Annotated in this window: 13 protein-coding genes; 9 read left to right on the top strand and 4 right to left on the bottom strand. The window is 67.8% G+C overall.

Translation table 11 applies throughout. From position 1 onward, the window contains the following. Nucleotides 1–91 precede the first annotated feature (91 nt). Nucleotides 92–1,276: an IS630 family transposase gene (locus tag DL519_RS08500; RefSeq protein WP_223838570.1), complete on the bottom strand. Its 1,185-nt coding sequence runs from the start codon at nucleotides 1,274–1,276 to the stop codon at nucleotides 92–94. A 103-nt stretch (nucleotides 1,277–1,379) separates the two neighbouring features. On the opposite strand from DL519_RS08500, the gene DL519_RS08495 reads away from it, so the two are divergent. After that, a complete protein-coding gene (locus DL519_RS08495) occupies nucleotides 1,380–1,706 on the top strand; it encodes a hypothetical protein (protein ID WP_190813758.1) in 327 nt (108 codons plus the stop codon). Here DL519_RS08495 and DL519_RS08490 read toward each other — a convergent pair. Both DL519_RS08490 and DL519_RS08485 read right to left on the bottom strand, forming a co-directional pair. Beyond that, the gene (locus tag DL519_RS08490; protein ID WP_223840232.1) at nucleotides 1,682–4,291 is read right to left on the bottom strand and encodes an AAA domain-containing protein; all 2,610 of its coding nucleotides are present in this window, start codon (nucleotides 4,289–4,291) and stop codon (nucleotides 1,682–1,684) included. The two genes, DL519_RS08495 and DL519_RS08490, sit on opposite strands and share 25 nt — an antisense overlap. Before the next feature lie 272 nt (nucleotides 4,292–4,563). Beyond that, nucleotides 4,564–5,451, bottom strand: coding sequence for a TrmH family RNA methyltransferase (locus tag DL519_RS08485; protein ID WP_223838569.1), 888 nt, complete (start codon nucleotides 5,449–5,451; stop codon nucleotides 4,564–4,566). A 136-nt stretch (nucleotides 5,452–5,587) separates the two neighbouring features. Here DL519_RS08485 and DL519_RS08480 point away from each other — a divergent pair, with 136 nt between their 5' ends. After that, on the top strand, nucleotides 5,588–6,700 hold the full coding sequence (locus DL519_RS08480) for an NAD(P)/FAD-dependent oxidoreductase (RefSeq protein WP_190813757.1): 1,113 nt from the start codon (nucleotides 5,588–5,590) through the stop codon (nucleotides 6,698–6,700). A gap of 75 nt (nucleotides 6,701–6,775) precedes the next feature. Next, nucleotides 6,776–7,522: a lipoate--protein ligase family protein gene (locus DL519_RS08475; RefSeq protein WP_190813755.1), complete on the top strand. Its 747-nt coding sequence runs from the start codon at nucleotides 6,776–6,778 to the stop codon at nucleotides 7,520–7,522. 6 nt (nucleotides 7,523–7,528) lie between these two features. On the opposite strand, the gene DL519_RS08470 is transcribed toward DL519_RS08475, so the two are convergent. Next, nucleotides 7,529–9,070 carry an MFS transporter gene (locus DL519_RS08470; protein WP_190813753.1) on the bottom strand — a complete coding sequence of 514 codons (1,542 nt, stop codon included), beginning with the start codon at nucleotides 9,068–9,070 and terminating at the stop codon, nucleotides 7,529–7,531. Nucleotides 9,071–9,354: 284 nt separating this feature from the next. On the opposite strand from DL519_RS08470, the gene DL519_RS08465 reads away from it, so the two are divergent. The 6 genes from DL519_RS08465 to DL519_RS08440 are packed head-to-tail and all read left to right on the top strand — an operon-like array spanning nucleotide 9,355 to nucleotide 15,574. After that, on the top strand, nucleotides 9,355–10,620 hold the full coding sequence (locus DL519_RS08465) for an ATP-grasp domain-containing protein (RefSeq protein ID WP_190813751.1): 1,266 nt from the start codon (nucleotides 9,355–9,357) through the stop codon (nucleotides 10,618–10,620). Beyond that, on the top strand, nucleotides 10,617–11,417 hold the full coding sequence (locus DL519_RS08460) for a Rossmann-like domain-containing protein (RefSeq protein ID WP_223838568.1): 801 nt from the start codon (nucleotides 10,617–10,619) through the stop codon (nucleotides 11,415–11,417). The genes DL519_RS08465 and DL519_RS08460 overlap by 4 nt, the downstream gene beginning before the upstream one ends. Next, nucleotides 11,417–12,472, top strand: a complete 1,056-nt coding sequence (locus tag DL519_RS08455) for a PLP-dependent cysteine synthase family protein (protein ID WP_190813749.1) — start codon at nucleotides 11,417–11,419, stop codon at nucleotides 12,470–12,472. Before DL519_RS08460 ends, DL519_RS08455 begins: the two co-directional genes overlap by 1 nt. Then, complete coding sequence (locus DL519_RS08450) at nucleotides 12,469–13,488, top strand: dipeptide epimerase (protein WP_190813747.1); 1,020 nt, start codon at nucleotides 12,469–12,471, stop codon at nucleotides 13,486–13,488. Before DL519_RS08455 ends, DL519_RS08450 begins: the two co-directional genes overlap by 4 nt. Next, a complete protein-coding gene (locus DL519_RS08445; protein ID WP_190813745.1) occupies nucleotides 13,485–14,774 on the top strand; it encodes an MFS transporter in 1,290 nt (429 codons plus the stop codon). Before DL519_RS08450 ends, DL519_RS08445 begins: the two co-directional genes overlap by 4 nt. Then, nucleotides 14,741–15,574, top strand: a complete 834-nt coding sequence (locus tag DL519_RS08440) for a class I SAM-dependent methyltransferase (protein WP_223838567.1) — start codon at nucleotides 14,741–14,743, stop codon at nucleotides 15,572–15,574. The genes DL519_RS08445 and DL519_RS08440 overlap by 34 nt, the downstream gene beginning before the upstream one ends. The last annotated feature ends 82 nt before the right edge of the window (nucleotides 15,575–15,656 follow it).

Raw genomic sequence — 15,656 nt, 5'->3', positions numbered from 1 at the left:
GGCATCTCGTGCTCTCGCCACCGAACCGTTACCCAAGATCATCGGTGGATTGGGGCTTAGTGGTCTCGCCCGTAAGTGCTTCGGGTCTTGATCATGCGGCCTTCGGGGTGGTATCGGGTGTGTGGTCGGCGGTGTCGGCGGTGTCGTGGGTGTCGTGGGTGTCGATGCGGGCGAGCAGGTCATGCAGGTCGTTGGTGGTGAACTTCCAGCGGAACGGCGTGGCGGTGGCGTTGTAGCGGTTCTGGAAAGACAGCAGGCGTTGCTCAACTTCGGCTAGGTCGGTGAAGTCGTTGGGAGACACGACTTTGCGTTGCACGATCGAGAAGAAGACCTCGATCTGGTTCAGCCAGGAGGCGTGAGTCGGGGTGTGCACCATGACCGCGTTGGGGAATCGTTTGGCCAATCGGTCGATCGCGGCTTGGCCGCGGTGGGAGGAGCCGTTGTCCACGACCCAGAACACCCGCTTGGCCGAGGCGTAGGGCTGGGTGGTCATGACCTGCTCGACTAGCGCCATGAACGGGACGATGCCGGTGGCGGGCTCGCAACGGCCGAACACCCGGGCGTGGTGCACGTCGTAGGCGGCCAGGTAGGCAAGCGCTCCGCCCCGGGTGTACTCGTGCTCGACGCGCATCATTCGGGCCTTGCCCGGCGGGAGCGTGGGATGGCAGCGGCAGCGGGCCTGGATCGAGGTCTTCTCGTCAGAAGAGATCACGAACTCGTTGCCGGTCAACGGTTCGCCGTCCCATATGCCGGTGTAGAGGTCCAGCACCCGGGCGGCCCGAGTGGCGAAGTGCGGGTCGCGCACGGAGATCCAGGACCGATACTGCCAGGGTTTGAGCGCGTCAGCGGCCAGCCAGCGACGTACGGTCGAGGGGGAGATCGCTGTGACCACGCCACGGGTCACGGCTTCACGGGCGAGTTCCGGGCACGACCACCGGGACAGCGGCGTTGCGGTCTCGGCCGGTAGCTGGCAGGCCAGAGCCTTGAGCTCGGCGACCTGCACGGGGGTGAAGCGCGGTGGCCGGCCACTGCGCTTCTTATCCCGGAGCCCGTCCACGCCGTCGGCGGCGAACCGGTCCCGCCAGCAGCGCACCGTGTCCAGGTGCACGCCCACCCGAGCGGCGATGCGGTTGTTGGCGTAGCCACGCCCGGCCAGCAACACGATCTGGGCGCGGACCTTGTCCCGATGCGGTGTCTTGTGACCGTAGGCGCGTCGTTTCAACACACGCCGCTGAGCTGCGGTGAGAATCACCGGGGTGGCAGACATGCCAGGCATGACGGGGGCGACCCCAATCCATGATCGACAACCAGGGTTCGCGCACCCTGCCATACGATGATCACGGTTCGCGTCGGCCTGCTGGTCTGGCAGCATCACCATCATGCCTACCCCGCCGGAATCGACCAAGATCTCGTTGCGTCAACGGCTGCGTGCTCATGCAAGAACCCACTGGCCCCGGGTGGCCGACCTGCGGTTTCGCTACCGCGGCCAGTTCGCCTACGTCGAGGGCGAACTGACAGACGGCGAGGTCTGGCCGCTGATACGACTGAGGTACACAGGCTCGGCCAGCCAATGGGGCTTCGCGCTGTACCTGGCCAGTTCCGGGAAGTACGAAGACCAGATCCTGCCCAGCGGCCTCCCCGTAGGCAGCCCGGAAGAAGCCCTCGATTGCGCAGCCGGTCTCTACCTCACAACACCCGACATCTGACCCGCACAAGACCCACAGGCCGTCAACCCCCGAAAAACTTCCGGCGGCGACCACTTAGCCGGCAGGGTTCGACTTACCACCAGCGGTGACATCGCCCAGCACGGCCGCAGCGCCAGCAGCACGTGCGGCGTCTTCTCCACGAGCCGGCGAAGGGGAAGGTGACGAGACTTCTTGTTCGCTTGATCACGCAGCAGGCGGGTTTCGTCGGGGAAGTCGTCGCGCACTTGGCGCAATGCCTTCGCCACTGCCCACCGAACGCGCTGCGCGGATACCTTGCGGTGGTCGACGTCGTGCTCTTGGTACTCCGCCACCAGGCGGTCCTGGCGTTCGGGGTTGAACTCGCGCAATGCGGGGGAGCGAAGCTTGAACTCGTCCAGCAACGACTTCAGCCAGGTGTGTCGGAACAGCGCCCACGCCCGATCCTTATCGAGGTCCTGGCGAGCTATATCCATGAGCAGGCTCAGGACGCCGAGGTGGTCGAACTCGCTGCGTAGTTGGTTGATCTTCTCCATTTGCCACAGAGTGTTTCTGTCTTGCTGGAGCTCGTGGAGCTGCTGGGTGACCTGCTCGGTCGGCTGCTGTTCGATATCAGACAGCCGCGCGCATAGGGCCACGGACGTGAGTTGGGTGCGCAGTTTCCGGAAGGAATCTAGGATCTCCCCCAGGCCAACGACTTCGGCGGGTTCACCCTGTGGATCCCCGAGCTCTCGCCACCGATCGCGCTGGCGCACGATTTCGGTCAACTTCGCGTGCAGAGCGGGTTTCTTGGTGATCCCGTCTCTGGATGCGGCCCGTGCCTCCTTTGTCAGGCGGCGACGCCGCAGCCACGACAGCTTTTGCGGGGATCTCGTGCGCTCGGCACCGCTTGCCGTGGCGCACCACCAGAGGTCGAGGTCGGTTCCGAAGATGTCGGGTCCGAATGCTTCGACGCTGCGGTTGACTCCGTCGAGCAAGTCGAGGACTTCCTGCCAGCTGGCTAGGGTTCGCGGCTCACTAAGACCCGTCTTGCGGAGTACCCGGCTCATATCTTCCTGGCCGCGTTCCAGCGTGGTCGAGGTAAGTTCATCGAGCTCGTAAAGCACTCGCCTGATGTCCTCATCACCGTTGATATCGGCCTGCCACCAGGGCGATTCCTTCCGCAGGATGCGCAGACCGCCGATTTCGACGAAGGTACGAAGCGTATCTTCCAACTCCTCGACGGTGGCCGCATCGAGGGCTTCCAGCACGGCTTCCCGGAAATTGTGCGGCGTGGCGGGGTGTCGCAAAGCCAGCAGGTCGGCTTGCACCTGGTATGCACTGGTCGCCCAAGGGGCGCGTTGTTCGTGCAGTTCGTACGAGTACTCGCTCAGGATTCGCCGTCGATCCACTAGACGTCGGTGCAGATCATTGGTATCGGGCCTGGTCTGCTGGCTGGCGGACTCCAAACTGTCCTGCAATTGCCGCGCGATGTGCTTCTTGTCCAGCTTCTGCTGGTGCAGGTCGAAGACGAGCTTGTCCAACCCAATCATCGCCAACCGGTCGTGCACGGCTTCGATCGCGGCCCGTTTCTCCGCTACGAAGAGCACTCGCTGCCCGCGTGCCGCGGCGCCCGCGATGATGTTCGCAATCGTCTGGCTCTTGCCGGTGCCGGGTGGACCCTCGATGAGCACGTGCCTACCGGAGAGTGCAGCCGCGATCGCCCGCTGTTGCGAGGAATCGGCGTCCTGCACCAGGAACTCATCCGCAGGTGGGATGTCATCTGGAGCTGGAGGTGAGAATCCCGCTGCGTTGGTGCTGATGGCTTCCGCAGCCGGGTGGTGGCCTGCAAGAGCTGCTACCAAGTCGTGTTGTACAAGCAAATCAGCGGCGTTGTGGAGGTCTTCGACCATTGGCTGCTTCAGGTAGTTGAAGAGACCGACCACAAGCGAGGGTTCGAGGCTGATGCTCCGGCGCTGGCGTTCCGCAACTTCCCGCAGCAAGTCAAACACAAGATCGAGTTGAACTTGTGGATCTGCGTTCTGTTCGAGGAATTTCGCGGCGGTGTTCGTGATTTCGGCGGGGTCGAGATCCAGACCGTACTGGCGATCCAGTGCGTAGAGCAGTACCGGATTGGCCTCCACCTCGTCGCCGAGTTGCAGTACGAAGTCGTTTTCGGTGACGGTCCGGCTGTCGACGCGCAATGCGCGCAGGAGCAGGGGTGCGCGCGACGGACGGACTGCAGGGCTGCCCGCGCTCCGTCCGGGCTGTGGTGCTGCCTGGACGAACCCGTGAGCGAGCCGTCCAACGTCAATCCCTTGTTCGTCTGTGAACGCGGTGATTCTTCGGCGCAAATTTCGTGCGCGACTGCAAGCATCCTTGTATACCTCGGGTTCATCGAAAAGCTTGCTCAGGCGCACCGCCTTGCCCTGAAACAGTTCGCTCATCGCGCCGGGCGCGGCGTCGGTCAGCTCCAGGCTTGCGGTCTTGGTGTTCTTGAAGTGAAGAAGTGTGTTCTGCGGGCTCAAGTCAACGAGCCTCGCGGCCCAGTTCTCGGCCTTCGCGCGAACGAGGTCCAATCGGTCAGCATCATTGGCAGCGGACATGCCGCGTGGTCCCCTGTCGGACATCTCGTGCACCAGTCCTGCCTGCCGCGGCAGACTGTGCCTGCCGGGTAGCAAGCACTATAGAATTCCGCATCCAGCGGAGCGCAGCTATCGGCTGAATGGATGAAGATGGAGGCCCGCAGGAAGCAAGCCCTTACCAGCGACCTGGGACGTGGCTTGTCACGCTTCGGCTGCGGTGTTCCGCTCCCGAACCGCAAGAATCAAGATTCCAAACCGCGAACTACACGACCGCCGCAACGGGAACCGCCGATCAGCCGCGAATTTCGCCGCCCGGCTCAATCAACGGGAAAACCGCGCTGCCGGGCAGCCTCGTACAGCAGCACGGTTCCCGCTGAGGCCGCATTCAGCGAACTCGCGGCGCCCCCGATGGGAACCCGGACGACCTCGTCGCACATTTCCTGCCAGGTGGTGCTCATCCCGGTTGTCTCGTTGCCGATAACCAGCAGGACGGGCCGGGTGAGATCGCATTCGGTGATCTCGGAGGTGCCGTTCTCGTCGGTGCCGACGACCGCGATCGGCACCCCGCGTCGCCGGTGTTCGGTGACCCAGTCGAGGACGCTGCGTGGTGACGGCACCCGGACCGCAGGCACCGAGAACAGCGACCCAGTGCTCGCGCGCACCGACTTCGGGTCGTAGACGTCTGCGGCATGACCGCTCACGATCAGGCCGTCGGCGCCGAAGGCGTCCGCGGAGCGCACCAGGGTTCCGATGTTGCCCGGGCTGGTGGGCCGGTCGAAGACCACGCCCAGGAAGTCCTGCTCCACCGGCACCCGGTCGAGGTCGTCGGGCCGCAGTTCGGCGACGGCGATGAGTTCCGGTGGTTCGGATTCGCGCTCGCCGAGTTCCCGGAGCAGATCCGGGTGCACTTCAACGGTCTTGACGGCGCATTCATCGATCAGCCGCCTGGCCCAGGAGGAGAGCTTCCTGCCCGGCGGGTACAAGAGATTGCGCAGTGGCCAACCGCGTTCCACCGCGAGCGTAATCGGTCGCACACCGTGGATCAGGAACTCGCCGGACCGCTGTCGCTTGGTGCGGTTCGACAGCAGTGCTTGCCACTGCTGGAAAAGTGCGTTGTGGGTGCTGACGCGAAGACTTTGGCCGGAACGCGCGCCTGCACTGCCCTTGCCGCGGATTTTCCCCGGATCACGTCTTGCGTCTGACACCGCGCAAGGCTAACAGGCATTGCGGAAGGCGCCTTCGCGGCGATTCGCTGTGACTTGAGACACTGCTCGTCACACTTCTTCGTCGTGTCCCGTTCCTTGTTCGCACTCGGTTGCGCGGATTCGAGAGGACGGGACCATGGCGTTTCGGATCGTTGTTGTTGGGGCTGGTTACACCGGGTTGGCCGCGGCGAAGCTCGCGGCCCGGTGGACCGATGCCGAGGTGACGTTGATCAACGCGGGTGATCGGTTCGTCGAGCGGGTGCGGTTGCACCAGCTCGCCGCCGGGCAGGCGCTGCGGGACCTACCGTTGGCGGACCTGGTCGAGGGCACCGGCGTGACGCTGGTCGTCGACAGCGTGACCGGGATCGACGCTACAAAGCGGGTCGTGCGGCTGGCGAACTCGTCGCGCGTCGTGCAGTACGACCTGCTCGTTTACGCGCTGGGCAGTGCGGCGGACAAGGGCTCGGTGCCCGGCGTCGCGGAGCACGCCTACAACGTGGCGACCGCCGACGAGGCCGCGCGGTTGCGGGAGCGCATCGGCGACAGCGATGTGGTCGCGGTTGTCGGTGGCGGGTTGACCGGCATCGAGGCCGCCGCCGAACTGGCCGAATCGCACCCCGGGCTGAAGGTGCGGTTCGTGAACGGGGGAGCGCTCGGTGCCGGGCTCTCCCGGCGCGGCCAGGACTACCTGCGGCGCACCTTCGACAGGCTCGGCGTCGAGGTCCGTGAGCACGCCAGGGTTTCCGAGGTGCGCGCGGACGGCTTGGTGCTCGCCGACGGCGAACGGCTCGGGGCCGACATCGTGGTGTGGACGGCCGGGTTCAAGGTCCTGGACCTCGCCCGCGAAGCAGGTTTCGCCGTCGACGATCACGGTCGCTTGATCGTGGACGAGATGCTGCGTTCGGTCTCGCACCCGGAGGTGACCGGGATCGGTGACGCGGCGGCGGTGCGCATGCGGAGCGGGCAGGAGCTGCGGATGGCCTGCGCGACGGGATTGCCGTCGACGCAGCACGCCATGCGCGCGATCGCCGACCGGTTGGCCGGACGCTCGCCGCGGCCGTTGCGGTTCCGCTACGTCAACCAGTGCATCAGCCTTGGCAGGCGGGACGGGCTGATCCAGTTCGTGCGCGCCGATGACAGCCCGCGTGAAGCCGTGCTGACCGGCCGGAAGGCGGCGCTCTACAAGGAGGCCATCGTCCGCGGCACCATCCTGTTCGAGCGGAACCTGGTCATCCCGACCTCGTTCTAGCGGGTTCTAGCGGTACCGGACGGGCCCGGGTTTCGGCCGGTGAGCTGGCGATCTTCCGGCCAGTAGAATCGGCCCGTGGAGCTCTTTCGCGGTGCGCTCGGGGTTGGCGCGGATCAGGCGCTGGAGGTCGCGGTCGCGCATGCGATGTTGCGCCGCGTCAGCAGAGGCGAGTCGGGTCCGGCGGTGCGGGTGTACCGGCCGGACGCTCGGGTCGTCGCCTTCGGACGGCGGGACACGCTGCTGCCCGGCTTTCCCGGCGCGGTCCGCGCCGTTCGGGACGCCGGGTTCACGCCGGTCCTGCGCGCCCCGGGCGGTCGTGCGGTGGCCTACACCGAGCGGTCGCTGGTGGTCGATCACGTCGGAACCGACCCCGGTTACCTGGCGGGCATGGACGAGCGGTTCGTGGGCTACGCCGAGCTGTGGGCCGGGGTGCTGCGCAACCACGGCGTCGGCGCGCGGGTCGGGGCGGTGCCGGGGGAGTACTGCCCGGGCGCGCACAGCGTGAACGCGAGGGGCCGCGTGAAGCTGGTCGGCACGGCGCAGCGGATGGTGCGTGGCGCATGGCTGTTCAGCGCGGTTGCGATCTTCGACGACGCCGAAGTGCTGCGCTCGCTGCTGGCCGACGTCTACCGGCACCTGGATCTGCCCTTCGACGACGACTCGGTGGGCTCGGTGGCCGCGGAGTCGCCCGGCGTATCGCTCGACGGCTTCGAAGCAGAGGTCGTCGCGGCCTACGACGAACGATTCGGCTTGGTCCCGACGCGGTTGGCCGACGACCTGCTCGCCAAGGCCGGCGAGCTGGCCGACGACCACCGCATCTGAAGGCGTTCAGGCGGCGGTCACCTCGGGTGCGCAGGCCGCCGGTTCCGGCTCGGGCCGGGAGCGCTTGCGCAGCACCACCATGCCGATGACCGCGAAGAGGACCACGAAGGTGGCGCCGACGATGGAAACCGCATGGAGACCGCTGGTGAACGCCTCCCGTGCCGGGGCGAGCACGATCGCCTGGTCGGCCAGCCGCCCCGCCGCGCTCATCGCGCCGGCCATCCCGTCTCGGGCCTCGACCGCGATGCCGGACGGCACTTCCGCCGGAATCGAGACCACGTTGCGGTAGACGGCGGTGGCGAGGCTCCCGAACAGCGCGACGCCCATCGCAATGCCGAACTCGCCACTGGTCTCCGACATCGCCGATGCGGCACCGGCCTTCTGCGTCGGCACCGAACCCACGACCATCTCGGTGCAAAGCACGCCCTGCGGGCCCATGCCGAAGCTGGCGACCACCATGCCGATGGCCACCACGGCCGTCCCGTTCCCGGAATCCGCCAGCGTGAACAGCAGAATCCCGCCCGCCGCGAGCAACATGCCGAAGCCGAGCACGAACTCCGGCCGGAACCGCTTGGCCAGCCTGGGCGCGATCAGCGACCCGACGACGACAGCACCGGCCTGCGGCACCAGCAGGACCCCCGCCTCAAGCGCCGTCAGCCCGGCGACCAGCTGGAGGTACTGGCTGACCAGCATGAAGACGCCGCCCATGGTGATCGCGCCGACCAGCATGATGCCAAGTGCGGCGCTGAAAGCGCGCACCCGGAACAGCCCCAGGTCGAGCATCGGATCGGCGATCCGCCGCTGACGACGCGCGAAAACCACGCCCAGCGCGAGCCCGACCGCCAGCGCTGCCAGGCTCGGCACCTGCGGGCCGTGCTTGGCGAGCTCCTTGAGCGCGAAGACGATCGGCAGGATCGTGGCCAGCGACAGCCCCACACTGATGAGATCCAACCGGCCGGCGTTTTCGTCGCGGTACTCCGGCAGCAGCGCCGGAGCAACTGCCAGCAACAGGACCATCACCGGCACGCCTATCAGGAAGACAGAACCCCACCAGAAGTTCTCCAGCAGCACGCCGCCGACCACGGGCCCGATCACCATGCCGCCCATGAAGCAGCTCATCCAGACCGCGATCGCGGTCCCGCGCTGCCGGGCGTCCTGGAACATGTTGCTGATCAACGCCAACGTCGAGGGCATCAGCGTGGCCCCGGCGATGCCGAGCACCGCCCGGGCCGCGATCAGCATCGCGGGTGTGGGTGCGAAGGCCGCCGCGATCGATACGATGCCGAACCCCGCACCGCCGAACATCAGCAGCTTCCGCCGCCCGATGCGGTCCCCGAGCGTGCCCATGGTGACCAGGAATCCGGCGATCATGAACCCGTAGCTGTCGATGATCCAAAGCAGCTCGGTGTTGCTGGGCCGCAGGTCGGCGGTCAAGTGCGGCACCGCGAGGTGCAGCACGCTCATGTCCAACGACAAGAGCAGGGTCGGAAGCGCAAGCACCGCAAGCCCGACCCACTCCCGCCGCCCCGCACTCGGTGTCGTATCCACGTTCGAGAACCCTCTCCTCCTCCGGTGCCCGCTTCCACCGGCACCGTTGCGCTGTCACAGGAGTTGACTCGGGCCGTGGCGAGAACTAATCGGTCGAGGTGGCGGTCACCGTCGCATCGAGCGAGCCACGTGTGCCGCACTCTTCGGCCACACGACCAACCTGCCTGGTGACGGTCGGTTTCGTCGGTGGGCACGGGTTATTCATCCGAGGGCGAGTTGCCGCACAAGTGTGAAAACGATTATCATCGCCGATCGTTGATCACAACCGCTCGGAGGGAGTTGGCGTGGGCCACCTGTTGTTGGTGGAAAGCTGGGTAGGTGCGATGAGCACGTTGCTGCCGCGGAGCATCAGAGAGGGCGGCCACCGATTCAGCTTCGTCACCCGCGACCTCCAGCACTACCTGCGTGCAAAACCCATGACCGGCCCGCATCCGTTGCTGAGCGCCGACAACCTGTTCACGGTCGAGACCAACGACGTCCAGCACTTGCTGCGCCACCTCGAGAGCCTGCAAGCAGTCCTCGGATTCGACGGGGTGCTGACGTCCTGCGACTACTACCTGGCTGCAGCAGCAAGAGCCGCCCAACGGCTGGGGCTGCCGGGGGCGCCGCCGGAAGCGATTGAGCGCGCATGCTCCAAGGACCTCACCCGCAAGGCCCTGCGTAAGGCCGGTGTGCCGGGCCCGGCGTTCGCCCTCGCCGAGACCGCCCGCGGACTCGAGGAAGCCGCAGAAGCGCTGGGATACCCCCTCGTGGTCAAACCGGTCGACCTGTGCGCGGGCATGTTCGTGCGCAAAGTGGACGGACCGGCGCAGCTGCGCGAGGCACACGCCGCCCTGCAGGGCTTCCCGGTGAACGCCCGCGGGCAACAGCGGAATCCGGTCGTGCTGCTGGAGGAGCTGCTCACCGGTCCGGAGGTGAGCGCCGAGACGGTCACGTTCCGGGGTGAAACGACGGTCGTCGGTGTGACGGACAAGAGCGTCGCCGGTGAGCCGTGGTTCGTCGAGACCGGGCACATGTTCCCGGCCGCGCTCGATGCCGACACCGAGGAAGCAGTGGCGGAAACGGCAGTCGCCGCCATCGAAGCGCTCGGGCTGGACAACGTCGTCGGACACACCGAGATCAAGATCACCCCAGCGGGGCCCCGGGTCGTCGAGGTGAACCCGCGCCCGGCGGGAAACCAGATCACCGAGCTCATCCGGCGGGTGACCGGCATCGACCTGGCGGCCGTATACGCCCAGCTCGCGTTGGGGGAGAAGCCCGATCTGCACCGCGTCGACACAGGTGCGGGAAGTGCGGCGATCTCGTTCCTGCTCCCGCCCGGGGAAGGAACCATCACCGAGATCGGCGGGCTCGACGCGCTGGCGGCCGACCCCGCGGTGGTGGACTGGGTCGTCAAGGAGGCCGGGCACCGGACGGGCGCAGCTATCAGCAACAACAACTACCTCGGGCATGTGATGGTCACCAGCGGGAGCCGGGGCGAGGCGCGGCGTCACGCCGAGTCGCTCGTCGCCGGTCTGGACGTGCGCTACGCCGCGGAGGCCGGCGAGTGACGCCGCATTCGGTAGAGGAACTGACCGAAGAGGTCCTCAGCGGACGATTCGGAACCGCAGGGGTAGAGGTCAGCGTCGGGTTCCTGACGCAACAGGGCGTGCGGCACGCGGCGAGGGAACGCTCGTACCGCAACCACGTGCTGAGCCTGCGGGTCGAGGACGCGGTGGGGTCGTGCGCGGTGGAACCGGGCGAGATATCCGACGAAGCCGTCCTCGACTACGTCGGGATGCCGATCCGGGAGCTCTTGCGGAGCCCGCTACTGCCGGTGCGCATCGCCGCGCTCGACGCCTACCTGCAGTGGGTGCGCCCGCATCGCAGCCATGCAGAGGAAGTCGTCATCGGCCGGGGGAACTCGCTCCAGAAGTCGCTGCACCGCGCCAAATCGGTGGTGGACCTGCTGCCAGTCGGGCCAGGTCGGCGGGTGCTGGTCATCGGCGTCGTGAACTCGCTGCTGCAGCACCTCCGCGAGCGCGGGAACAGCTACGTCGCGTGTGACTACAAGGGCGGCGAAACCGAGTGGGGCGAGCCGGTCACCACCGATGCCGTCGCAGCCCTGGGCGACTGCGCCGCCGTGCTGGCTTCGGGCATGGTCGTCGGCAACGGCACTTTCCAACCGCTGCTCGACCACGCGAGGGCCACGGGCAAGCCGCTGGTCATGTTCGCGCAGTCCGCGAGCGGCATCTTGCCGTGCTTCCTGGGCGACGGGGTCACCGCTGTCTCGGCGGAGCCCTATCCGTTCTTCTGGCTCGACGGCGGCCCCAGCACGATCTATCGCTACCGCCAGGAGGCGTGCTGATGTGGGGTAATCCGGATCTGCTCGGCCTGCTCCGGGACACGCCGCTGGCGCGGGTGAGCGCCGCGCTGCCTCAACCGCAGCCGGGCTTCTGGGCGAAGCTCGAGTGCCTGAGCGCGGGCGGGATGAAGGCCCGCGCGGCGGTGTCGATGCTCACCGGGGCCTGCCGCCGCGGCGAGCTGCGGCCGGGCGCGGCCGTGGTGGAGTCGACCAGTGGGACGCTCGGCGTCGGCCTGGCCTTCGCCGGGCAGGCGCTGGGACATCCGGTGGTGCTGGTCGTGGACGAGGAGCTGGAGCCGGCCATGCGGGCCCTGCTCAAGGCGCACGGCGCGCGCCTCGAAGTGGTCGACACGCCGCACCCCGTCGGCGGATGGCAGCAGGCCCGGCTGGATCGGGTGCAGCAGATCCGCCGCGAGCTGCCGGAGTCCTTCTGGCCGGACCAGTACAACAACCCGGACAACCCGGCGGGTTACGAGGCGATGGGCGAGGAGATCGCCCGGCAGATCGACCAGGTGGACGTGCTGGTGTGCAGCGTCGGCACCGGCGGGCACAGCGCGGGCACGGTCCGCGCGATCCGGCGCCGCTGGCCGCGGGTGCGGCTGATCGGGGTGGACACCGTCGGCTCGACGATCTTCGGTCAGCCCGCCCGGCCGCGCGTGATGCGCGGACTGGGCAGCAGCATCCACCCGCGCAATGTCGCATATGGACAGTTCGACGAGGTGCACTGGGTCGGCCCCGGCGAGGCGGTGCAGGCCTGCCGCACGCTCGCCAGGCAGGCCTTCATCACCGGCGGCTGGAGCACCGGGGCGGTGGCGCTGGTTTCGGCGTGGGCGGCGCGGGTCGAGCCGGGCGCGAACGTGGTGACGGTGTTCCCCGACGGTCCGCACCGCTACCTGAGCACGATCTTCGACGACGACTACTGCCGCGCGCGTGGCCTGCTGAACCGGCCGACGGCGAACCGGCCGGTGGAGATCGCGCACCCTGCGGTGGAGGCGACGGGGTGGACGAGGTGCCGGATCGTCTCGGATCCGTTGCTGGCGATGGAGGTTCCCGCATGAAGCTGCGGTGGGCGGTGCGCAGCCTCGCGCTGCGTGAGCCGTTCCGCATCTCCCGATCGGTGATGTCCGAGCGAGATGCGGTCACCGTGGAGGTCGAGCACGACGGAGTCGTCGGCCACGGCGAGGTCGTCACCAGCAATTACTACCGGCTGACGGTCGAACGCATCGAGGCGGAGCTGGCCGCCGCCCGCGAAGTGCTGGCAGGCGTGGATGATCCGGACCAGATCCAGCCGCTGGACTGCCCACCCGGCGTGTCGGCGGCGCTGGACTCGGCGCTGCACGACCTCGTCGCCAGGCTTCGCGGCGTGCCGGTCTTCGAAGTGCTGGGTGAGGCCCGCTGGCAACCGACGCCGACGGCCTACACGATCGGCATCATGCCGACGGAGTCCGCCGCGCGGACCGCGCGCGAGCTCACCGCCCGGGGCTTCACCGTGCTCAAGGTCAAGCTCGGCGCGGGGGAGCAGCGGCGGGAACTCGCCCGTTTGGCGGCGATACGCGAGGCCGCCCCCAACACCCGCCTGCTGCTGGACCCGAACGGAGCGTGGGAACCCGAGCAGGCGGTGCGAATGCTCAAGGCCGTCGAGGAGTTCGGGATCGAAGCGGTCGAGCAACCGATCAAGCCGGGCACGCCGGGCCTGCTTGCGGAGGTGGCCGCTCGGTCGCCGGTGCCGGTCATCGCGGACGAGGACGCCGCCACCGTCGACGATGTGCGCGTCCTGGGGCCGCGGGTGCACGGCGTCAACGTGAAACTGCCGAAGTGCGGCGGAATCCGGGCCGCGCGGGAAATCATCGACCTCGCCCGGGATAACGGCGTGGACATCATGCTCGGGTGCCTGGTGGCGAGTTCGCTCGGCATCGCTCCGGCGGTGCACCTAACCGGGTTCGCCCGCTGGGTCGACCTGGACGGGCACCTGCTGTTGGCGCACGACCCGTGGACCGGGATCGGCGGTGCCGACGGGGTGCTGCGGCTCGCCGGCGATCTCGGGCTGGGAGTGCGTCCAGCGGAGTTGTCGTGAGGACCTGGCGGCTGATCCGGAGCTTCCCGCCGGCCGTGCAGGTGCTGCTGGTCAACCAACTCGGCGTCAACACCGGCTTCTACCTGCTGATCCCGTACCTGGCCGGGTACCTGGGCCACGACCTGGGCATGTCGGCGGTGCTGGTCGGGGTGGTGCTCGGCGTGCGCAACCTCAGCCAGCAGGGGCTGTTCCTGCTCGGCGGTTCGGCAGCGGACCGGTTGGGCGCGCGGGGCGTCATCGTCGCCGGGTGCGCGTTGCGCGCGGTGGGTTTCGGCGTGTTCGCGTTCGGCACGTCGTTGTCGGTGTTGTTGCTGGCATCTGTGCTGAGCGGGTTGGCCGGGGCGCTTTTCAACCCGGCCGTGCGCGCCTATCTCACGCAGGAGGCGGGTGACCGGCGTGCCGAGGCGTTTTCGCTGTTCAACATCTTCGCGAGCACCGGGGCCTTGTTGGGGCCGGTGCTGGGGAGCGCGTTGCTGGTGGCCGGGTTCCGGCTGTCGGCAGTGGTCGCCGCGGTGGTCTTCGCGCTGCTGACCGTCGCGCAGGTCGCGGTGCTGCCGATCCGCCGCGTCGAGCCCCCCACGACCTCGGTGCTGACCGACTGGCGCGGCGTCCTCACCGATCGCCGGTTCCTGGCCTTCACCGGGGCGCTCACCGGCATGTTCGCCCTGCAGAACCAGCTCTATCTGGTGTTGCCGATGCAGGCCGAGCGGCTCACCGGCTGGTCCGGTGCGGTGGCGGTGATCTTCCTGGTCTCCACGGCGGCGACCCTGGCGTTGCAGGTGCGGATCACCGAACTGTTCCAGCGCCGGTGGGGCCGCGGCACATCCATCGCCGTGGGTTTGGGGCTGATGGGCGCGGGTTTCGTCGCCACCGCGGTGGCCACAGCCGTCGTCCCCGCAACGCCTGCGGCGGGCGTCGGCGAGATCTCCGCCCGACTCGCCCCGGTGCTGGTCACGGCGTTGTTGCTGGCGTTCGGCGTGATGCTCGCGCAGCCGTTCGTCTACGAGCTGATCCCGTCCTTCGGGCGGCCGGAGCTGTCCGGCACCTACTTCGGCGTCTTCTACCTGGTTTCCGGGGTGACTGCCGCGGCGGGCAATGCGCTGATCGGCTGGCTGACTGACCTCTCCGGCGACGAGTGGGCGTGGTTGCCCTCGACACTGTGCGTCCTAATCGGACTGTGCTCGGCGCTGGCCGTGCTGGCGCTGGATCGGCGCGGTGGTATCGGGCCAGTCCGGAGAACGGGAGAATCCCTTTGCAGCCCAACATCGTCAGCGCCAACTTCCTGACCGACAACCCAGTCATCTACGAGCAGCGCTTCCCGGACCCCGGACACCTCGCGGCGCGGTTCGTCGACGACCTCGTGCACCGCTTCGGAAACGGGCGCGACCTGCTGGACGTGGGCTGCGGCACCGGCCGCGACGCCCGCTACTGGAGCGCGCACGGCTACCGGGTCACGGGCCTGGACTCGTCGCCGCAGATGGTGGAGCACGCACAGGCGCACTGCCCGGGGGCGGATTTCGTGGTGGCCGACATGCGGTCGTTCGAGACCGCGAGCCTTTTGGGCGGTCATGGCAACCCGAAGGACCCACGGCCCCGGTTCGATGTCATCACCTGCTTGGACAGCGCGTTCCTGTACTGCCACTCCAACGACGACATCGATGCCTTCCTGCGGCAATGCCACCAGCACCTGCGGCCGGGTGGGCTGCTGATCGCGGAGATGCGCAACGGCGCGTTCTTCCTGGGCAACACTGAACTGCTCGACGAGGTCCGGGAACAGGTGGTCGTCTGGGACGGGGTGGAGTACCGGTCGCGCACGCGCCTGTGGATCGACCACGAGGACCAGCTCCTGCGGCGGGAACGCCGCTGGGTCTGGCCGGGACGCGTCGAGCCGTTGACCCAGCAATCGGCCTGGCGGCTGTTGTTCCCCCAAGAACTAAGGTACTTCGCGGTTCGGCACGGGTTCGCGGTGGTCGCGATGTTCGACGAGCCCGGCCCGCGCGCCGAAACCCCGTGGCGGCGCGGCGCGGCGCTGTCCACCCGGCTCAGCGGCGATCGGCTGCACGTGGTGCTGCGGCGCAACGAGTGAGGCGCGCCTCAGCGCAGTCCCTTGGCGACTTAAATGAAAAACAATATCGTTATCAAAAATCTCGGCGTGGGCCGACATCGAA

Source organism: Saccharopolyspora pogona (genome assembly GCF_014697215.1).
Lineage (GTDB): Bacteria > Actinomycetota > Actinomycetes > Mycobacteriales > Pseudonocardiaceae > Saccharopolyspora > Saccharopolyspora hattusasensis.
Note: the sequence above shows the minus strand (reverse complement) of the source record. Positions and strands in the feature narration are given on the sequence as shown.